We start from the raw sequence: 18,795 nt of genomic DNA on the forward strand, positions 1-18,795 counted from the left end.
CGCAGGTTCAAATCCTGTCCCCGCAACCAAATGGTCCCGTGGTGTAGTGGTTAACATGCCTGCCTGTCACGCAGGAGATCGCCGGTTCGACCCCGGTCGGGACCGCCATTTTAATAAGGCTCGGTAGCTCAGTCGGTAGAGCAGAGGACTGAAAATCCTCGTGTCGGCGGTTCGATTCCGTCCCGAGCCACCATTTACTTTAATAAAATACGCCGGCTTAGCTCAATTGGTAGAGCAACTGACTTGTAATCAGTAGGTTGGGGGTTCAAGTCCTCTAGCCGGCACCATGTAAGTTTCGGAGGGGTAGCGAAGTGGCTAAACGCGGCGGACTGTAAATCCGCTCCTTCGGGTTCGGCAGTTCGAATCTGCCCCCCTCCACCATTTACATAGGGGCATAGTTTAAAGGTAGAACTGAGGTCTCCAAAACCTCCAGTGTGGGTTCGATTCCTACTGCCCCTGCCAAATATATTTACACAACATGGCGGTTGTGGCGAAGTGGTTAACGCACCGGATTGTGGCTCCGGCATTCGTGGGTTCGATTCCCATCAGTCGCCCCATTTTTATTTTAAAAATTATAAATAATCTAATGGATACTTACATATAATTAAGTAAGAATTCGATGGGCTATAGCCAAGCGGTAAGGCAACGGACTTTGACTCCGTCATGCGCTGGTTCGAATCCAGCTAGCCCAGCCATTTTTGCGGAAGTAGTTCAGTGGTAGAATACAACCTTGCCAAGGTTGGGGTCGCGGGTTCGAATCCCGTCTTCCGCTCCAGTAAAATTTTATATGGCGGCATAGCCAAGTGGTAAGGCAGAGGTCTGCAAAACCTTTATCACCGGTTCAAATCCGGTTGCCGCCTTTTCTTTTGTGCCGATGTGGCGGAATTGGCAGACGCGCACGACTCAAAATCGTGTTCCTTCGGGAGTGTCGGTTCGACCCCGACCATCGGTATCACGAACGGCGTAATAAAAAGACTCTACACCAAATGTGTAGAGTCTTTTTATATTTTCATCACACTACAAAATAAGCATAAATAGTGTGTTGGTGAAATGGTAGAATTTTTTTGCTAAATTATGTTATGTGCTTCTAAAATTCGTAATAAACGTAGGAATTCATGTATAATATAACTTGTCGAAAGAACAAAATGATAGTGATTTATATTATGTCTGTAATATGAATCAAAAATGAACTTTTTATATTTCTTTTAAAAATGTGTTGAACACACATGATATTTCATATTAATATTTTTATGTAGATTTAAAACGGGAAAGAGAGTGGAAAGTATGGGTCGTAAATGGAATAATATTAAAGATAAAAAAGCATCAAAAGATGCAAATACTAGCCGTATATACGCGAAATTTGGACGTGAAATTTATGTAGCGGCAAAACAAGGCGAGCCAGATCCGGAATCAAACCAAGCGCTTAGAGTTGTATTAGAACGTGCGAAAACATACAATGTTCCAAGAACAATTATCGATCGTGCAGTTGAAAAAGCAAAAGGTGGTTCAGAAGAAAATTATGACGAGCTTCGTTATGAAGGGTTCGGACCAAATGGAGCTATGGTAATTGTAGATACACTTACAAACAACGTAAACCGTACTGCAGCAGATGTACGAGCTGCATTTAGCAAAAACGGTGGTAACATGGGTGTAAACGGTTCTGTAGCTTACATGTTTGATGCAACAGCTGTTATCGGCCTTGAAGGGAAAACATCAGATGAAGTTCTTGAAATTTTAATGGAAGCAGATGTGGATGCACGTGACATTCTTGAAGAAGAAGATGCTGTTATCGTGTATGCTGAACCAGATCAATTCCATGCAGTACAATCTGCTCTTAAAGATGCGGGTGTTGAAGAATTTACAGTTGCCGAATTAACAATGCTTGCACAAAACGATGTAACACTTCCTGAAGATGCACAAGCACAATTTGAAAAAATGGTTGATGCATTAGAAGATTTAGAAGATGTACAACAAGTTTATCACAACGTAGACTTAGGAGAATAATACGATAAAAGCCCCTGTTCGTTTAACGAATAGGGGCTTTTTTAATAAAGGTATTTTATTGTAAACAGGGAATATGCTTATAGGGATATATGAAATATTCATTATTGCTAGGAGGCTTAACATGGAACAAAAAACACCAAAACATATCGTTGCTGTAGCAGGCTATTTAACAAATGAAAAAGATGAAGTGTTATTAGCAAAGGTACACTGGCGAGCTGATACGTGGGAGTTACCAGGAGGACAGGTAGAAGAAGGGGAAGCACTCGATCAAGCTGTTTGTAGGGAAATGCTTGAGGAGACGGGTTTAACTGTGAAGCCGCTTGGAGTTACAGGAGTTTATTATAATGCTTCCAAGAACATTTTAGCTGTCGTTTTTAAAGTAGCATATGTAAGCGGTGAAATAAAAATTCAACATGAAGAAATACAAGAGGCTAAATTTGTAGCTTTAAACGAAGAGAACATAAATGAGTATATAACGCGTCCTCATATGAAATCCAGAACGCTTGATGCGATGAGAGCAACCCATTTCATTCCGTATGAAACGTGGGAAGTGCAGCCGTATAACTTAATAGGAAGATTGTAAAGAAAAGAGTAGCCGATTTGAGATACAGTCAAATCACTACTCTTTTTTGTATACTGTTTAAGAAAAAGGTCAAAATAATAATAGCGTTAGTATTGATTTAAAGAACGTTTGTTCTGTACAATATATGATATATTATGTACATTTAGATTACTAGATACTCAAAAGTATATATATTGGTAGATGATATAATGAAAATAGGGTGCTTTAATAGAGAAAGTATAATAACCTTAAGATCTAATCTGCTATTGATTTAGCATAATCTATATTCAATATTTCAGATGAATAGTAGATAAAAAAGGACTGTGATACAATACTTTTTTATCCCGCTATTTGCCGGGCAGCCAGATTGGTGGGGGTCTGATGAAAGTTTCAATTTATACCTTACAATGATGTAAGGTACGTGTAAGAGAAATCGATGGGATATTTTTTTACAACAAGGTATTCTTAAAGTAAGAGTTATACGCTGTGTGGAAAAGAGGTGTTTAAGATGAAAGAACGAGTATTATCTAGGGTGAACTATCATCAAAAAGTTGCATTAAATCCAATGACTAAGTTTTTTTATAAAGCCATTATTTTATTATTATTGTTAAGTTTTACGTTATTATTCGTTGGAAATGTGATGATCGAGCAAAGTGATATTAGTAAATTACATGTGCCGGCTAAGTTAGAGGTGCCAGAATCATTGACACATGCATTTATTGCGACAGAAGATAAAAGGTTTTATCATCATAACGGTTTAGATTATATAGCGATTGTCAGAGCGTCTGTTGAAAATATAAAAGCTGGTGGTGTTGTGCAAGGTGGAAGTACAATTACACAACAGTTATCTAAAAATGCTTTTTTAACGAATGAACGTACATTTTCTCGTAAGTGGAAAGAGATTTTCTATACGAAAAAAATTGAACGTACATTTACGAAGGATGAAATTTTAAAATTGTATGTAAGCAATATTTATTACGGAGAAGGAGCATGGGGAATTGAAAAAGCAGCAAACCTATACTTCGGTAAAAAGGTAAGCCAATTAACGTTGGCTGAAAGTGCAATGATGGCTGCTGTAGTAAAGGCACCTGCTTATTACTCACCTGCACAAAATTATGATAAGGCCGTAGAGAGACGAAATGTCGTTTTGAGATTGATGGAGAAAGAAGGCTATATCAATCATGATGAGTATGTGCAAGCAGTTAGTGAGAAGTTAGTAATTCGGCATGATATAAAAACAGAGCAGTCAATGTTAAATAGTGCTCGTGAAAAAGCAGTAAGCTAAAGGAAGTTCCTACATAGGAGCTTCTTTTTTTGAATAAATTGTGACAAATTGTGACACAATATCGTCACAATTATTGTGTTTTTGTAATTTATGTGAGCGTGTTCATTGCGTGATGTATATAAGTGTTGATATTATGTGTATTGTGTACAATGCTGTATACAGAATATGAATTTAAAGAGGAATGTATATGAAATCAAATAAACTCATGGCCCTTGGTATAGTTTTTTCTATTGCAGTATTGATTGTAATCGGAACAATTGCGTATAGCATCATAAATGACAAAAAGGATAAAGGGAATGAGATGTTTGCTTATTCCACACAACAATCTTTAGGGAAAGATGATGCCCCAGTTAAGGTAGTTGAATTTGGAGACTTCAAATGTCCTGCTTGTCGTACTTGGGATGTAACAGTATTACCACGATTAAAAGAAGAGTATATCGATAAAGGAAAAGTGCAGTTATACTTTATTAATTTCCCATTTATCGGAAAAGACTCTGATTTAGGTGCAGCAGCTGGTGAAGCAATTTATAAACAAGATAAAGATTCATTCTGGACTTTCTATGATGAGATTTATCAAAGTCAAAAGAAAGATACGGAAGAATGGATTACAGAAGAATTGCTTCTTAATATTGTGAAAGAGAAGCTTCCGAAAGTTGATGTAGCGCAATTTAAGAAAGATTTACACAGTAAAGAAATAAAAGAAAAAGTACGTAAAGATTCAGATCGTGCTCAAAAATTAAAAGTTCAAGGTGCTCCTTCGGTATATGTGAATGGAAATCTTGCAAATCCTGATTTTGATAGTATGAAGGCGGCAATTGATAAAGAATTGAAAAAGTGATGAGTCCTCTCATCACTTTTTCGACTTTTTTCGATAAAATTCTTGCTTCCGCTTTTTGTACATGCTATACTACTTTACATAAGTTATTCTAATATCTTATATGTATTTCATATTTGCGGGTGTAGTTTAGTGGTAAAACAAGAGCCTTCCAAGCTCTGGTCGAGAGTTCGATTCTCTTCACCCGCTCCAAATTTTATTAAATGTTTTTCTATAAATTGTGATCAACGCAGTGTTTCGTTTCCGAGATAAACGAGGCATTGCGTTTTTTAATGTTTTAAAAACATCATTGTATGCGAAAATAGAAGTAAAGAATAGTATTCCAAAAGTGAATTGCTAACTAATAGATCGTTACATAAAGGATGGATTCATCTGAGGAGGGCGATTAGGAATGGATTTTGAACAATTAAAGCAAGATGTTATTGCGTATAGTAAAACGATTGGTATAGATAAAATAGGCTTTGCTAGTGCTTCACCATTTGAAGAATTAAAGCAGCGGTTAATCCAGCAGCAACAATTAAATTATCAATCTGGATTTGAAGAGCCTGATATAGAAAAGAGAACGAACCCACAGCTTCTATTACCTGGTGCAAAATCAATTATTGCGATTGCATTAGCGTATCCTTCAAAATTAAAAAATGCACCATTAAGTAAGCGTGGAGAACGCCGTGGGATTTTTTGTCGTGCTTCTTGGGGACAAGATTATCATCTAGTTTTACGAGATCGTTTGCAGAAATTAGAAGCATATTTAATCGAAAAACTTCCCGATATAGAAGTTAAGTCAATGGTTGATACGGGTGAATTAAGTGATCGAGCTGTTTCAGAGCGTGCTGGTATTGGATGGAGCGGTAAGAACTGCTCTATTATTACACCTGAATTTGGTTCGTATGTGTATTTAGGAGAAATGATTACAAACGTTCCATTCCCACCAGATCAGCCGATAGAAGATCAATGCGGGAGCTGTACAAAGTGTATTGATATTTGTCCTACAGGTGCTTTAATACAAGGAGGACAGTTAGATTCGAAGAAGTGTATAGCATTTTTAACACAGACGAAAGGATTCTTACCAGAAGAGTATCGCGACAAAATAGGTAATCGTATTTATGGATGTGATACGTGTCAGACAGTTTGTCCGAAAAATAAAGGAATGGATTTTCATAATCACCCTGAGATGGAACCAGATCCTGAGTTAGTTAAACCGTTATTAACACCGCTTTTAACAATTAGCAATCGTGATTTTAAAGAGAAATATGGAATTATGTCTGGTTCATGGAGAGGTAAAAAACCGTTGCAACGAAATGCGATTTTGGCACTTGCACATTTTAAAGAAGCATCAGCAATTCCAGATTTAATAGGTGTTATGAAAGATGATCCAAGACCAGTGCTTCGCGGGACGGCAGCGTGGGCGCTTGGGAAAATTGGTGGAGACGGCGTGGGCGAAGCTATTGAAAAAGCGATGCAACGTGAGAAAGACGAAGAGGTTCTTCATGAAATGAATCGCGGACTTGAACTGTTAGCGCAGAAAAAAGAGTAGATAATATCTCCCTTTTTCATATTGTAATATGGGAGGGAGACGAAATGGTTGTAAAAATAAATATTGAAAAGCAAGTCCAACACTTTTTAGCATATATAACAGAGAAACGAACAAATGTAGATGGTATTGCTGAAGATTTATTACAAATAGCAAAGAGAAAGAAACAATTATTTCAAAAGCGTAATGCAGAGATAGTAAAAGCAACTGCGGATGTTTCTTTTATGAGGCAATTAAATAATAGCAATCATCAAGAAATTGATTATCAAATACATTTTAAATATTTAATTAAGCATAAAGAATTATTTTATATTGAAGAGGAACAATTAAAACGAAGAGTTTGTTTAAATAATAGCCGGATAATAGGTGATTATGCTATTGAAGTGCCAGAAGCAGTTGGAATGAGTGAGACATTAGAAAGGGAAGTTACAAAAGAGAAGTACGGTTCCTATCAGTACAACCGTTTAGAGGCAGTTAAATATGCAGAGCGTTGGTGGGATGATCGAAACCCTGCATATCGTAATTTCCCTGATAATTGTACGAATTTTATTTCTCAATGTCTTCATACTGGAGAAGTACCAATGAATGGATATCCTAATATTCGCAAAGGATGGTGGCAAAGGGAGAATCAGTGGAGTTGGAGCTGGGCTGTTGCACACTCTTTTTATTGGTATTTGTCAGGTGCTACATCAGGACTTCGAGCTGAAGCTGTAGAAAGGCCAGAGGACCTTATTCTTGGTGATGTCATCGCTTATGATTTCGAGGATGATGGTAGGTGGAATCATACGACGATTGTAGTAGCAAAAGACGCAGATGGTATGCCACTTGTAAATGCACATTCAGCGAATAGCCGTCGGCGTTATTGGAACTATGAAGATTCTAGTAAATATACACCACAAATGAAATATAAATTCTTTCATATTATTAATGGGTAGAGATTTTTCGCTCAAGTGGTATAATACGTAGTAGACAAAAAACAGAGGTGAATATCGCGTGGGAGTACATGTTGTTTTATATCAACCAGAAATTCCAGCAAATACAGGAAATATTGCTCGTACTTGTGCAGCAACTGGAACAGAATTACATTTGATTAGACCGCTTGGATTTTCAACGGATGATAAAATGTTAAAGCGTGCAGGATTAGATTATTGGCAGCACGTGAAAATTACGTATTATGATTCAATTGAAGAGTTTTATGAGAAAAATAAAGACGGTGAGTTCTTCTATTTAACAAAGTATGGCGAGAAAGCTCATACAGCGTTTGATTATAGTAAACGTGAGAAGGATTACTACTTTGTATTTGGAAGAGAAACGAACGGTTTACCAGCTAATGTAATCGAAGAAAATTTCGATCATTGTTTACGTATTCCAATGACTGATAAAGTGCGTTCATTAAATTTATCAAATACAGCAGCTATTTTAATTTATGAAGCGTTCCGTCAACAAAATTATCCAGGATTAGATTTAGAAATTGTTTATTAAAAGTCGCCATATGGCGGCTTTTTTTCTAAAAATAAAAGTAAATATGGAATCATACATTTAAAAAAGGGTACATAGTCATATAGAATGGTGATATATGAATAAAAATAGATTAGACGGGTTGAGATAAATATGAAGGAACAATATCGTAATCAAAATACCTTTTTAAGTATGATAGATATGGATTTAATAAGAAGAGGATTATTACATGCTATTCAAGATTTAGTATTTATTGTGAAAGTTATGGATGATGAAACCTTTACATATATTTATGTAAATAAGATAGGTATGGATTATGCAAAGCTAAGCGAAGAATGTTATGGAAAAACGTTTTCTGAAGTATTGCCGAAAGATACGGCGGAAATATTGCAAGTGCAATATGCAAAAGTAGCGAGTGAAGCAAAAGCACATACCTTTTGTGATGTAGTTAGTTTACCAACTGGTAATTTACATTATGAATCTTCACTTAATCCTGTATTTGATGAAGAAGGGGTATGCCAGTTTATTATTTGTATTACGAGGGATATTACAGCTCAAATTGAGGAGAAGATTGAAATAGAGGAAAAACAAATGTTATTTAAGTCATTACTAGAATATAATAATGACTCCATTATATCTATAGATTCTATAGGTAGAATTACATACGCGAATCCAGCAACGTATGAAATATTTGGATATCGATATGAAGAATTAAATAATAAATTTATCTTTGAATTTATTAATAAAGAATATGAAAAAGATTTTCAAATTATATTTAAAGGATCCATGCAAGGAAAAGCGAAGCAAATTGTTTCAAAGAAGTATGTTCATAAAGAAGGGTACGAGCTATATATTTCTCTGAGGACGATTCCGATTATTGTAAATGGTGAAATTGTTGGAGTATATATTGTTACGAGAGATGTTACAAGGCAAGTATTAAATGAGATGAGAACGGAATATTTAGCTTACTATGACCAGTTAACAGGATTAATGAATAGAATTTCATGTGCAAATAAGTTAAATACTTTGTTGAATGATAATACAGAGTTTGCGCTTGTTTTTATAGATTTAGATGAATTTCATCTTATTAATGATACTTTTGGCCATAAAGAAGGAGATAAAGTATTACAAAAAGTTACAGAATGTTTAAGCAGTTTTGAAATAGCTGGTATGCACTTATTTAGAGAACACGATGATCAATTTGTTATGTTAATAGAAAATATAACGAAAGAACGTGTAGAGGGAGTTTCCAAAAACATACTGAAAAGGATTAGTGAACATTTTGTAATCGAAGAAGAGGACGTGTATTTAAGTGCTTCAATCGGAATTGTAATGGCTCCAACAGATGGAGAAGATGAAAAGATATTATTCCAAAGAGTTGATGCTGCTTTGGAAAAAGCAAAAGAAAAAGGAAAAGGACATTATCATTTTTATTGCAGTGGGTTAGATTGTGAGCGTGAACAAAGATTTATAATAGAAAACCAATTACATCGTGCTATAGAAAAAAATGAATTCTTCTTATATTATCAGCCGCAAATGAATATTGAAACGAAAAAAATAGCTAGTATGGAGGCTTTAATAAGGTGGGAGAATAAAGAATTAGGATTTGTCTCTCCCAATCAATTTATTCCGCTAGCAGAAAGAACAGGATTTATTATTAAGCTTGATGAATGGGTAGTAAATGAAGTGTGTCGACAAATACGCGAATGGTTAAATAAAGGATATGAAGTTGTCCCAATTGCAGTTAATATTTCAGCCAGGCATTTTCGCTCTATTACATTAATAGAGATGATTACACGAGCTTTACATAAGTACAATGTACCAGCTCATTTATTAGCGATAGAGGTTACAGAAGGAGCCCTTATACATAAAGATATATCGAAAAGAGTATTGCTACAATTAAAAGAACAAAATTTAAAGATTCATTTAGATGATTTTGGTACAGGGTATTCATCTTTGAGTTATTTAAAAACGTATCCAATTGATACTTTGAAAATTGATCGTTCTTTTATGGAAGGTATACATGTAGATGAACGCGATACGAATATTACGGCTGCAATTATTCATCTAGCTCATACGTTGGAATTGAATGTAATTGCAGAAGGGGTAGAAAAAGCGGAACAAATACAATTTTTGAAGGAAAAGAATGTGAAGTTTGTACAAGGTTATTATTATAGCCGCCCTTTATCAAAATATGATGTGGAAAATGTGTATTATAAATAATTGATAAAAAAAGTGATGTGCTAAGAAGCACATCACTTTTTATGTGTACCGGGTTTATCATTGTAACCAGATGTAAAAATAGCTGTAAGAAATGTGAGTGATACACCTAAAATTAATAATAATTTCATACTAATATCCCTCCTATTTTTTCAGTTTACGAATCTGAAATATGAATCGAAATGTATGTAATGTTCTTGGAAGAAAAGAATTTATTTAAAGTGAATAGAGGTGTAAAAACTTTAATACCTATATTATACAGAATTTTCTTTGAATTTTGGAGAGAATTTTATAACACTACTGTATATTTCATTTTGATTTAAAGAATGTTTAAGGACATCCTAGCATACCTTTTATAATAATCCGATTGAACAAGGAGATGGGGGAGGAGCTATAATGGATATTCTAAAAAAAATTGAACAGCATCGAGAAGCAGAAGAACGCTTACAATGGGAAGGTACGTTTGCGGAGTATTTGGAGCTTGTGAAGGAAAGACCATGGGTGGCTCAAACAGCACACTCTCGCATTTACAATATGATAAAAGATGCTGGAATTGAAGAAGTTGATGGTAGAAGAAAGTATAACTTCTTTAGTAATCAGCTATTTGGGTTAGAGGATGCTTTAGAACGTCTTGTAGAGGAATATTTTCATCCGTCTGCAAAACGATTAGATGTTAGAAAACGTATTTTATTATTAATGGGTCCTGTTAGTGGAGGTAAATCAACATTAGTTACGATGTTGAAACGAGGATTAGAAACATATTCAAGAACAGATCGAGGAGCAATTTTTGCAATTAAAGGGTGCCCAATGCATGAAGATCCACTTCATTTAATTCCGCATCATTTACGAGATGATTTCTTTGATGAGTATGGAGTAAGAATTGAAGGGAATTTATCACCACTCAACGTTATGCGCCTAGAGCAAGAATATGGTGGGAGAATTGAAGATGTAGTTGTGGAGCGTATTTTCTTCTCTGAAGATCGCCGAACTGGTATTGGTACATTTAGCCCTTCTGATCCTAAATCACAAGATATTGCAGATTTAACAGGTAGCTTGGACTTTTCTACAATTGCAGAATATGGTTCAGAATCAGATCCACGAGCGTATCGCTTCGATGGAGAATTGAATAAGGCAAACCGTGGGATGATGGAATTCCAAGAGATGTTAAAATGCGACGAGAAGTTCTTATGGCACTTATTATCGCTTACACAAGAAGGGAATTTTAAAGCGGGAAGATTTGCACTTATTTCAGCAGATGAATTAATTGTAGCGCATACGAATGAAACAGAGTATCGCTCTTTCATAGCAAATAAGAAAAATGAAGCATTGCACTCAAGAATTATTGTAATGCCAGTTCCATATAATTTACGAGTGAGTGAAGAAGAACATATTTATGAAAAAATGATTCGTGAAAGTGACGTGTCCGATGTGCACATTGCACCGCATACACTTCGGGTTGCAGCAATGTTTACGATTTTAACTCGTTTAAAAGATCCGAAGCGTCCAGATATTGATTTAATTAAAAAGATGCGTTTGTATGATGGAGAAACGGTAGAAGGTTATAATGCGATTGATGTAGAGGAGTTGCAACGCGAATATCAAGATGAAGGTATGAAAGGTATTGATCCTCGTTACGTTATTAACCGCATTTCTTCTACAATTATTCGAAAAGAAGTACCATCTATTAATGCTCTAGATGTGCTTAGATCTTTAAAAGATGGATTGGATCAGCATCCATCGATTAGTAATGAAGACCGAGAGCGCTATATGAACTTCATTTCATTAGCAAGAAAAGAATATGATGAAATTGCTAAAAAAGAAGTACAAAAAGCGTTTGTTTATTCGTATGAAGAATCCGCTAAGACACTTATGGATAATTACTTAGACAACGTTGAGGCGTACTGCAATAAGTCGAAATTACGTGATCCGTTAACAGGTGAAGAAATGAGCCCAGATGAAAAGTTAATGCGCTCGATTGAGGAGCAAATTGGAATTTCAGAAAATGCTAAAAAAGCATTCCGGGAAGAAATATTAATTCGCATCTCTGCTTATGCACGTAAAGGAAAACGCTTCGACTATAATTCGCACGAACGTCTTCGTGAAGCGATTCAGAAGAAGCTATTTGCTGATTTAAAAGATATAGTGAAAATTACAACATCAACGAAAACACCAGACGAAAATCAGCTGAAGAAAATTAATGATGTTGTTGCACGTTTAATTGATGAGCACGGCTATAATTCTTCTTCAGCAAATGAATTATTACGCTATGTAGGTAGCCTGCTAAATCGATAGTTTGATAACAAAACGCTGTCTCTTGTATTTTGCGGGACAGCGTTTTATTATCCAGTCATATGTGTAAAGTGTCATACCTTGTCCAAATGTAATAAATTAAGATGCAATTTTATGAATTTATTGTCAATTATTTTTACAATATGCATATGATAGAGTAACCAACCATTCATACGAAAAAAGCCAACACAATACAATATGTTGCAAAGTGTAAATGTGTGCAACTATGCATTGTGTTTCTTTCTTATCAAAGGCTGAATGATTCTTTTCTAGTATGTGAGTGGCAAAATTTTGTTTAGGATGCTCGGAGTATTATATGAAAAACGTTATATATGTTTATGGGATGATTTTCGATGGGCAGTGACCTTTCATTCTAGCTGGTACAGTATAAAACAAAATTTCTAGCTTGCTGTTCATATAGGAAGACAATTACAGTAAGGAGGGAAAGAAATGGGTGAAGAAAACCAACCAAATTATACGATTTCACAGGAAAACTGGTCCCTCCATCGCAAAGGATATGACGACCAACAACGCCATCAAGAGAAAGTACAAGAGGCAATTAAGAATAATTTACCCGATCTTGTAACAGAAGAAAGCATTGTTATGTCTAATGGTAAGGATGTTGTAAAAATACCGATTCGTTCTTTAGATGAATATAAGATTAGGTACAATTATGATAAAAACAAACACGTTGGGCAAGGAAATGGTGACAGCAAAGTTGGTGATGTCGTTGCGAGAGATGGATCAGGTGGTCAAAAGCAAAAAGGACCAGGAAAAGGGCAAGGAGCAGGGGATGCGGCTGGAGAAGATTATTATGAAGCTGAAGTCTCTATTTTGGAATTAGAGCAAGCATTTTTCAAAGAATTAGAATTACCTAATTTAAAGAGAAAAGAAATGGATGAAAACAAGATTGAACATGTTGAATTTAATGATATTAGAAAAACGGGATTATGGGGCAACATCGATAAGAAAAGAACGATGATATCCGCATATAAACGAAATGCGATGCGTGGTAAAGCATCTTTTCATCCGATTCACCAAGAAGATTTAAAATTCCGCACTTGGAATGAAGTATTAAAGCCAGATTCAAAAGCTGTTGTATTAGCGATGATGGATACGAGTGGATCGATGGGAATATGGGAGAAATATATGGCACGGAGCTTCTTTTTCTGGATGACGAGATTTCTACGCACAAAGTATGAAACAGTAGATATTGAATTTATTGCCCATCATACGGAGGCAAAAGTAGTTCCAGAGGAAGAGTTTTTCTCAAAAGGAGAAAGTGGCGGAACAATTTGTTCTTCTGTATACAAAAAAGCACTTGAGCTAATCGATAATAAATATTCACCAGACCGCTATAATATTTATCCATTCCATTTTTCAGACGGTGATAATTTAACATCAGATAATGCTAGATGTGTAAAACTTGTTGAAGAGTTAATGAAGAAGTGTAACATGTTTGGGTATGGGGAAGTGAACCAGTACAACCGCCACAGTACACTTATGTCAGCCTATAAAAATATTAAAGATGAGAATTTCAGATATTATATTTTAAAGCAAAAAGCAGATGTATTTCACGCGATGAAGAGCTTTTTTAGAGAAGAATCAGGAGAGAAAATGGCATAACCCCTTTTTGAGGGGTTATTTTTTTGTAAACTTTTTATTTTTTTAGTTGACAATGATAATGAAAATCATTATCATTTATTCGAGAAATGATTACATTTTGAATTATATACTTTGGAGGAGATGTAAAGTTGAAGAAAAATAAAAGAAAACATATAAATGCGATGTTAGTGGCTGCGACATTATCGTTGCCATTTGCTGTTTATGCTACACCTGCCGTAGCAGCTACTGCTGGTACAGAAAATATGACTGCACAAAGTTCAAAGAAGTATGTTTTTGATGCGATAATTAAGGCGTATAAAGATAACTCAAATGAAGAGTCATATGCAACTGTATATATAAAAGATCCAAAGCTGACGATTGAAAATGGAAAAAGAATTATTACAGCAACATTAAAAGATAGTGATTTCTTTGACTATCTGAAAGTCGAAGATAGTAAAGAGCCAGGTGTATTCCATGATGTAAAGGTGCTTTCAGAAGATAAAAGAAAACATGGAACGAAAGTTATACAATTTGAAGTAGGTGAGTTAGGAAAAAGATATAATATGCAAATGCATATTTTAATTCCCACTTTAGGGTACGATAAGGAATTCAAAATTCAGTTTGAAGTGAATATGCGCACATTTGTAGAAAGCGATATAGAAGAGGAAGAAGAAGAACAAATTGAAGATACACAAAATATCATACGTGATAAACGATTACAGCAAGTAATTAACAAAAACGTATTAAATAGAAAAGATGTAAATGAACCTATATTTGAAGAAGATTTAAAAGAAATTAAAGAGTTAAATATATATGCAGGTCAAGGAATTGAGAGTCTAAAAGGATTAGAGTATATGGAAAATCTAGAAAGACTAACGATACAAGGGTCTGATGTAAGAAATATAGCTCCTATTTCACAACTAAAACGTTTAAAAGTAGTTGATCTATCTTTTAATAAAATAGAAAATGTTGAGCCGCTTGTAAACTTAGAAAGACTGGATATACTAGAGTTACAAAATAATAGAATTGTTGATATTAATCCACTAAGTCAACTTAAAAAGGTTAGAACCGTTAACTTATCAGGTAATAAAATTAGTGATATAAAGCCTTTATATAATGTTTCTTCTTTAAGAAAGTTATATGTAAGCAATAATAAAATTACTGATCTTACAGGCATTGAGCAATTGAATAAATTAGGGACATTAGGGATAGGAAGTAACGGGCTTGTAAATATTGAACCGATTAGTGAGATGAGTAGCCTCGTGGAACTTGATCTTCAAAAAAATGATATTAAAGATATTACATCATTATCTAACCTAACTAGTTTACAAGCACTTAATTTAGAGGAAAACTATGTTTCGGATGTATCATCACTTAGTAATTTGAATAATTTATATGAATTAAAACTTGCGACAAATGAGATTCGTGATATAAGACCTATTCAAGAATTAGGAAAACGAATTAAGATTGATGTTCAAAGACAAAAAATCTTTTTAGATGAAGCATATATAAATGAAGAAGTGAAAATTCCTGTATATGATGTAAATGGGACAGCACTTCAAAATATTGAGTGGAAGAGTGAAGGCGGAAGTATTACAAATGGATTAATAAAGTGGAATAGTCTTGGAGAAAAAATGTATGAATTTAAGATGGATGCTGGTGAAAGTAAGATAAGGTTCCAAGGAAGGGTAATACAAAATATCGTTGAAAAACGAGAAGAGAGTTCTAACGTAATTCAAGATATGAAATTAAGGCAATACATGAACAAACATAATTTTGAACGTAAAAATGTAAATACCCCTATAACGAAAGAAGATTTATTAAAAGTTAAGACTTTAAAAATTACAGATGGGGAAAAAGAGGGCATAACAGATTTTTCTGGATTAGAACTCATGACAAATATGGAGGAATTGACATTAAAAAATGTTAATATAAAAAATGTGGAATTTATCTCAAGTTTGAGAGGTTTGAAGTTAGTGGATTTATCCAATAATCAAATTGAAGATATGAAACCACTTCAGTCATTAGAGAATCTTGAAAAATTAAATGTTAGCAATAACAGTATAAAAAATGTTCCAGAACTATTTAAGATTCAGAAATTGCAAAATCTAGATCTATCAAATAATAAACTTGATCATGCTGCTCTTGTTGGAATTCATCAATTGCAAAATCTAGATACATTGTTAGTAAATAATAATGAAATCAATAATTTAGATGAGATTAGCAAAGTTAGTAAATTGAATAAGCTTGAAATAATGAGCAATAAAATACGAGATATTTCTCCATTAGCGAACTTGAAAAACTTACAGTGGTTAAATTTATCTGATAATAAGATTAAAGATATCTCTACTTTATCTTCTATGCTCGATTTACTTAGCTTGAAATTAGCTGGAAATGAGATCCGTGATGTAAGACCGATTATTCAATTGGCTCAATGGATAACAGTTGATATTAAAAACCAAAAAATTGTTTTAGAAGATGGACAAATGAATCAAGAAATCCAAATTCCTATCTACGATTTAGAGGGAGAAATCTTTGAAGATATTGAACTGAAGAGTACAGATGGTATCGTCACTGATAGAGGAATAGTCGTATGGAAAACTCCAGGAGAAAAAGTTTATACATTCTCATTAAATGGAAATTACCACGGTCTAACTCTATTATACAGTGGTACAGTTATGCAAAATATAGTAGCGAAAGAAGAGCCGAAAGAACCGTCAAAAGAAGTTGAAGAATCAAAAGAAGAGGCAAAAGAACCAACAAAAGAAGTTGAAGAATCAAAAGAAGAGGTAAAAGAACCAACAAAAGAAGTTGAAGAATCAAAAGAAGAAGTAAAAGAAGAAGTAAAAGAACCAGGAAAAGAAGTTGAAGAATCGAAAGAAGAAGCAAAAGAACCAACAAAAGAAGTTGAAGAATCAAAAGAAGGAGTAAAAGAACCAGGAAAAGAAGTTGAAGGTCCGAAAGAAGAGTCAAAAGAGCCAACACCAGGAATTGAAGGTTCAAAAGATGCAGTAAATCAATCAGCAGTAGTTCAAGAACAAAACGTGAATAATCAAGTTGTGAAAGAAAAAGTAGTAGAGAATCAAAAAATGAAAGAAAGTAAACCAGCTGTTAATAAACAAGAAGAAAGCAAGAAATCATTAGGAGCAACAGGTGGACAAGAGAATACATCAACATTACTTTCAGGCGTAGCGTTAGTTCTTTCAGCGCTGAGTATGTTTGTATTTAGAAAGAGATTATTTAAGAAATAAAAACGTTTTATCTTATTATAACGTAAGATGATTATTTATGTTTACAACACTATATAATAGAGTAAAAACCCATTCGTATGAAGAGTATATTTCATACGAATGGGTTTTATTTAATTTACTTTGCCGCCCTCAGTAATAACGGATTCAGGACTAATTTGAGGACCGAATTCTTCTTTTAGATGTTTGTCATATAGTGTATGTAGGAAGTTTTCTTTTCCTAGTTTTTCAAGCTCTTTATTTACCCAATCATGCACTTCTTTGTTACCTTTCTTCACTGCTATAGCAATTAAGTCATCTCCACCTAATTTATCTTTTAATAAGTGGAATCCAGGGTTTTTGTTTGCCCAAGATAGAAGGACAAGATTGTCTTGAGCATATGCATCAGCACGGCCATCTTTTAGTGCTTGTAACGCTTCTGTATTTTTATCAAATTTAATCAATTCTACGTTTTTCATATTCTTTGTTAAATAAATATCTGCAGTTGTACCCTTTGTTACAATTACTTTTTTACCTTCTAAATCTTTTACTGATTGAATAGGACTACCATCTTTAACAAGCACTTGTACAGCTACTTTTAAATGTGGATTTGTAAAATCAACTACCTTTTTTCGCTCATCTGTTGCAGTCATATTTGCTAATACGAAATCTACTTTATCAGATTGTAAATATGGAATGCGACTTGCTGCTTCAACGGGAACAAATTTCACTTTTGATTCATCACCTAATAAGTCTTTCGCAAAACGTTTTGCCATATCAATTTCAAATCCAACGTTTTTACCATCTTTGTCAACGTAACCGAATGGTGGTTTATCTGTAAAAACAGCAACGACTAGTTCACCGCGCTCTTTTATTTGTTCAATTTTCCCACTTGGTTTTGCCGAGGTTTTTTCTGTTTTCTTTTCATTTGAACCACATGCAACGACTAAAATAGAAAGCAGTCCGATCATAATAAATGTTAGTAATTTTTTCATATAATATCTCTTCCTTTCACCGTTTCAATATAGAAAAATTGATTTAAGAAATGTTGCGCACGCTCTGTTTGTGGAGATGTGAAAAAAGTAGTTGGATCTCCTGTTTCACAAATTTCTCCTTTATCCATGAAAATAATTCGATCGGCAACAGCTTTTGCGAATCCCATTTCATGAGTGACGATTAACATTGTCATACCTTGTTTAGCTAAGTTCATAATGACTTCTAATACTTCTTTGACCATTTCAGGATCTAATGCAGCTGTTACTTCATCAAATAAAATGACTTCAGGATTCATACAGAGAGTGCGAACAATTGCAATACGCTGTTGTTGTCCGCCAGATAACTCTCTTGGATAGGCGTCTTTTTTCTCTAGTAATCCTACTTTTAGTAATAATTGTTCCGCTTGCTTTAATACTTCACTTTTATTTCGTTTTTGTACTTTTAGAGGACCGAGTAAAATGTTTTCTAAAACAGTCATGTGCGGAAATAAATGATAACTTTGAAAAACCATTCCGATTTTTTGACGAAGTTTTTGCCAGTTAACATCATTTTTCGGAAGGGGGGCTTCATGAAAAAGCATTTGCCCGTTTTGGATATTCTCAAGTCCATTTAAGCACCTCAATAATGTACTTTTTCCGCAACCACTTGGTCCTAAAATAACGATGACTTCTCCGGAAAATACTTGTAAGCTTACGTCTCTTAAAACATGGTTCTCACCGTATGACTTATAGATGTTTTGCAATTGTAACAATGGAGCAGTCATATTTCTTCTCCTCTCAAACT

13 protein-coding genes and 11 tRNA genes are annotated in these 18,795 nt (G+C 34.4%); 22 read left to right on the top strand and 2 right to left on the bottom strand.

Annotated elements, in window-relative coordinates; translation table 11 throughout:
• Positions 1-32: 32 nt before the first annotated feature.
• From ACTFSI_RS24630 to ACTFSI_RS24735, 22 genes are all read left to right on the top strand, one after another.
• Positions 33-108 (top strand) — tRNA-Asp (locus ACTFSI_RS24630).
• A gap of 9 nt (positions 109-117) precedes the next feature.
• Positions 118-193 (top strand) — tRNA-Phe (locus tag ACTFSI_RS24635).
• A gap of 18 nt (positions 194-211) precedes the next feature.
• Positions 212-287: transfer RNA gene (locus tag ACTFSI_RS24640), tRNA-Thr, on the top strand.
• Between the two features lie 10 nt (positions 288-297).
• Positions 298-381 (top strand) — tRNA-Tyr (locus ACTFSI_RS24645).
• A 7-nt stretch (positions 382-388) separates the two neighbouring features.
• A tRNA-Trp gene (locus ACTFSI_RS24650) sits at positions 389-462 on the top strand.
• A gap of 19 nt (positions 463-481) precedes the next feature.
• Positions 482-557: transfer RNA gene (locus ACTFSI_RS24655), tRNA-His, on the top strand.
• Between the two features lie 63 nt (positions 558-620).
• Positions 621-695: transfer RNA gene (locus ACTFSI_RS24660), tRNA-Gln, on the top strand.
• 5 nt (positions 696-700) lie between these two features.
• Positions 701-775: transfer RNA gene (locus tag ACTFSI_RS24665), tRNA-Gly, on the top strand.
• A 14-nt stretch (positions 776-789) separates the two neighbouring features.
• Positions 790-860: transfer RNA gene (locus tag ACTFSI_RS24670), tRNA-Cys, on the top strand.
• Between the two features lie 10 nt (positions 861-870).
• Positions 871-952 (top strand) — tRNA-Leu (locus ACTFSI_RS24675).
• A 332-nt stretch (positions 953-1,284) separates the two neighbouring features.
• The gene (locus ACTFSI_RS24680; protein WP_000532946.1) at positions 1,285-2,004 is read left to right on the top strand and encodes a YebC/PmpR family DNA-binding transcriptional regulator; all 720 of its coding nucleotides are present in this window, start codon (positions 1,285-1,287) and stop codon (positions 2,002-2,004) included.
• A 121-nt stretch (positions 2,005-2,125) separates the two neighbouring features.
• Entirely contained in the window at positions 2,126-2,587 is a 462-nt protein-coding gene (locus tag ACTFSI_RS24685; protein WP_000436089.1) for an NUDIX hydrolase, read from the top strand.
• A 487-nt stretch (positions 2,588-3,074) separates the two neighbouring features.
• On the top strand, positions 3,075-3,851 hold the full coding sequence (locus tag ACTFSI_RS24690) for a transglycosylase domain-containing protein (protein WP_138322511.1): 777 nt from the start codon (positions 3,075-3,077) through the stop codon (positions 3,849-3,851).
• A gap of 187 nt (positions 3,852-4,038) precedes the next feature.
• Positions 4,039-4,689 (top strand): DsbA family protein, encoded by a 651-nt coding sequence (locus ACTFSI_RS24695; RefSeq protein ID WP_000841311.1) that lies wholly within the window; start codon positions 4,039-4,041, stop codon positions 4,687-4,689.
• A gap of 115 nt (positions 4,690-4,804) precedes the next feature.
• Positions 4,805-4,878, top strand: a tRNA-Gly gene (locus ACTFSI_RS24700).
• A 199-nt stretch (positions 4,879-5,077) separates the two neighbouring features.
• A complete protein-coding gene (queG, locus tag ACTFSI_RS24705) occupies positions 5,078-6,220 on the top strand; it encodes a tRNA epoxyqueuosine(34) reductase QueG (protein ID WP_000345218.1) in 1,143 nt (380 codons plus the stop codon).
• A gap of 44 nt (positions 6,221-6,264) precedes the next feature.
• On the top strand, positions 6,265-7,152 hold the full coding sequence (locus ACTFSI_RS24710; protein ID WP_000260539.1) for an amidase domain-containing protein: 888 nt from the start codon (positions 6,265-6,267) through the stop codon (positions 7,150-7,152).
• A 58-nt stretch (positions 7,153-7,210) separates the two neighbouring features.
• Positions 7,211-7,699 carry a tRNA (uridine(34)/cytosine(34)/5-carboxymethylaminomethyluridine(34)-2'-O)-methyltransferase TrmL gene (gene trmL, locus ACTFSI_RS24715; RefSeq protein WP_000538147.1) on the top strand — a complete coding sequence of 163 codons (489 nt, stop codon included), beginning with the start codon at positions 7,211-7,213 and terminating at the stop codon, positions 7,697-7,699.
• A 129-nt stretch (positions 7,700-7,828) separates the two neighbouring features.
• Positions 7,829-9,898: a sensor domain-containing protein gene (locus ACTFSI_RS24720; protein ID WP_000664293.1), complete on the top strand. Its 2,070-nt coding sequence runs from the start codon at positions 7,829-7,831 to the stop codon at positions 9,896-9,898.
• Between the two features lie 393 nt (positions 9,899-10,291).
• Complete coding sequence (locus tag ACTFSI_RS24725) at positions 10,292-12,187, top strand: PrkA family serine protein kinase (protein WP_000353279.1); 1,896 nt, start codon at positions 10,292-10,294, stop codon at positions 12,185-12,187.
• Positions 12,188-12,634: 447 nt separating this feature from the next.
• Positions 12,635-13,810, top strand: coding sequence for a sporulation protein YhbH (gene yhbH, locus ACTFSI_RS24730; RefSeq protein WP_000503505.1), 1,176 nt, complete (start codon positions 12,635-12,637; stop codon positions 13,808-13,810).
• A gap of 128 nt (positions 13,811-13,938) precedes the next feature.
• Positions 13,939-17,040: a leucine-rich repeat domain-containing protein gene (locus tag ACTFSI_RS24735; RefSeq protein WP_440045701.1), complete on the top strand. Its 3,102-nt coding sequence runs from the start codon at positions 13,939-13,941 to the stop codon at positions 17,038-17,040.
• 110 nt (positions 17,041-17,150) lie between these two features.
• On the opposite strand, the gene ACTFSI_RS24740 is transcribed toward ACTFSI_RS24735, so the two are convergent.
• Both ACTFSI_RS24740 and ACTFSI_RS24745 read right to left on the bottom strand, forming a co-directional pair.
• Positions 17,151-18,011 carry a transporter substrate-binding domain-containing protein gene (locus ACTFSI_RS24740; protein ID WP_000735562.1) on the bottom strand — a complete coding sequence of 287 codons (861 nt, stop codon included), beginning with the start codon at positions 18,009-18,011 and terminating at the stop codon, positions 17,151-17,153.
• Positions 18,008-18,775: an amino acid ABC transporter ATP-binding protein gene (locus ACTFSI_RS24745; protein WP_000126487.1), complete on the bottom strand. Its 768-nt coding sequence runs from the start codon at positions 18,773-18,775 to the stop codon at positions 18,008-18,010. Before ACTFSI_RS24745 ends, ACTFSI_RS24740 begins: the two co-directional genes overlap by 4 nt.
• Between the last annotated feature and the right edge of the window lie 20 nt (positions 18,776-18,795).

This window comes from Bacillus cereus group sp. MYBK101-2 (assembly GCF_051918845.1).
GTDB classification, from domain to species: Bacteria; Bacillota; Bacilli; order Bacillales; family Bacillaceae_G; genus Bacillus_A; species Bacillus_A paranthracis.

What these genes read in the sequence shown, in the direction of transcription:
- ACTFSI_RS24695 (WP_000841311.1), top strand. Translation starts at nt 4,039, where the DNA reads ATGAAATCAAATAAACTCATGGCCCTTGGTATAGTTTTTTCTATTGCA.
- ACTFSI_RS24690 (WP_138322511.1), top strand. Translation starts at nt 3,075, where the DNA reads ATGAAAGAACGAGTATTATCTAGGGTGAACTATCATCAAAAAGTTGCA.
- ACTFSI_RS24680 (WP_000532946.1), top strand. Translation starts at nt 1,285, where the DNA reads ATGGGTCGTAAATGGAATAATATTAAAGATAAAAAAGCATCAAAAGAT.
- yhbH (WP_000503505.1), top strand. Translation starts at nt 12,635, where the DNA reads ATGGGTGAAGAAAACCAACCAAATTATACGATTTCACAGGAAAACTGG.
- ACTFSI_RS24720 (WP_000664293.1), top strand. Translation starts at nt 7,829, where the DNA reads ATGAAGGAACAATATCGTAATCAAAATACCTTTTTAAGTATGATAGAT.
- queG (WP_000345218.1), top strand. Translation starts at nt 5,078, where the DNA reads ATGGATTTTGAACAATTAAAGCAAGATGTTATTGCGTATAGTAAAACG.
- ACTFSI_RS24740 (WP_000735562.1), bottom strand. Translation starts at nt 18,011, where the DNA reads ATGAAAAAATTACTAACATTTATTATGATCGGACTGCTTTCTATTTTA.
- ACTFSI_RS24710 (WP_000260539.1), top strand. Translation starts at nt 6,265, where the DNA reads ATGGTTGTAAAAATAAATATTGAAAAGCAAGTCCAACACTTTTTAGCA.
- ACTFSI_RS24745 (WP_000126487.1), bottom strand. Translation starts at nt 18,775, where the DNA reads ATGACTGCTCCATTGTTACAATTGCAAAACATCTATAAGTCATACGGT.
- ACTFSI_RS24685 (WP_000436089.1), top strand. Translation starts at nt 2,126, where the DNA reads ATGGAACAAAAAACACCAAAACATATCGTTGCTGTAGCAGGCTATTTA.
- ACTFSI_RS24725 (WP_000353279.1), top strand. Translation starts at nt 10,292, where the DNA reads ATGGATATTCTAAAAAAAATTGAACAGCATCGAGAAGCAGAAGAACGC.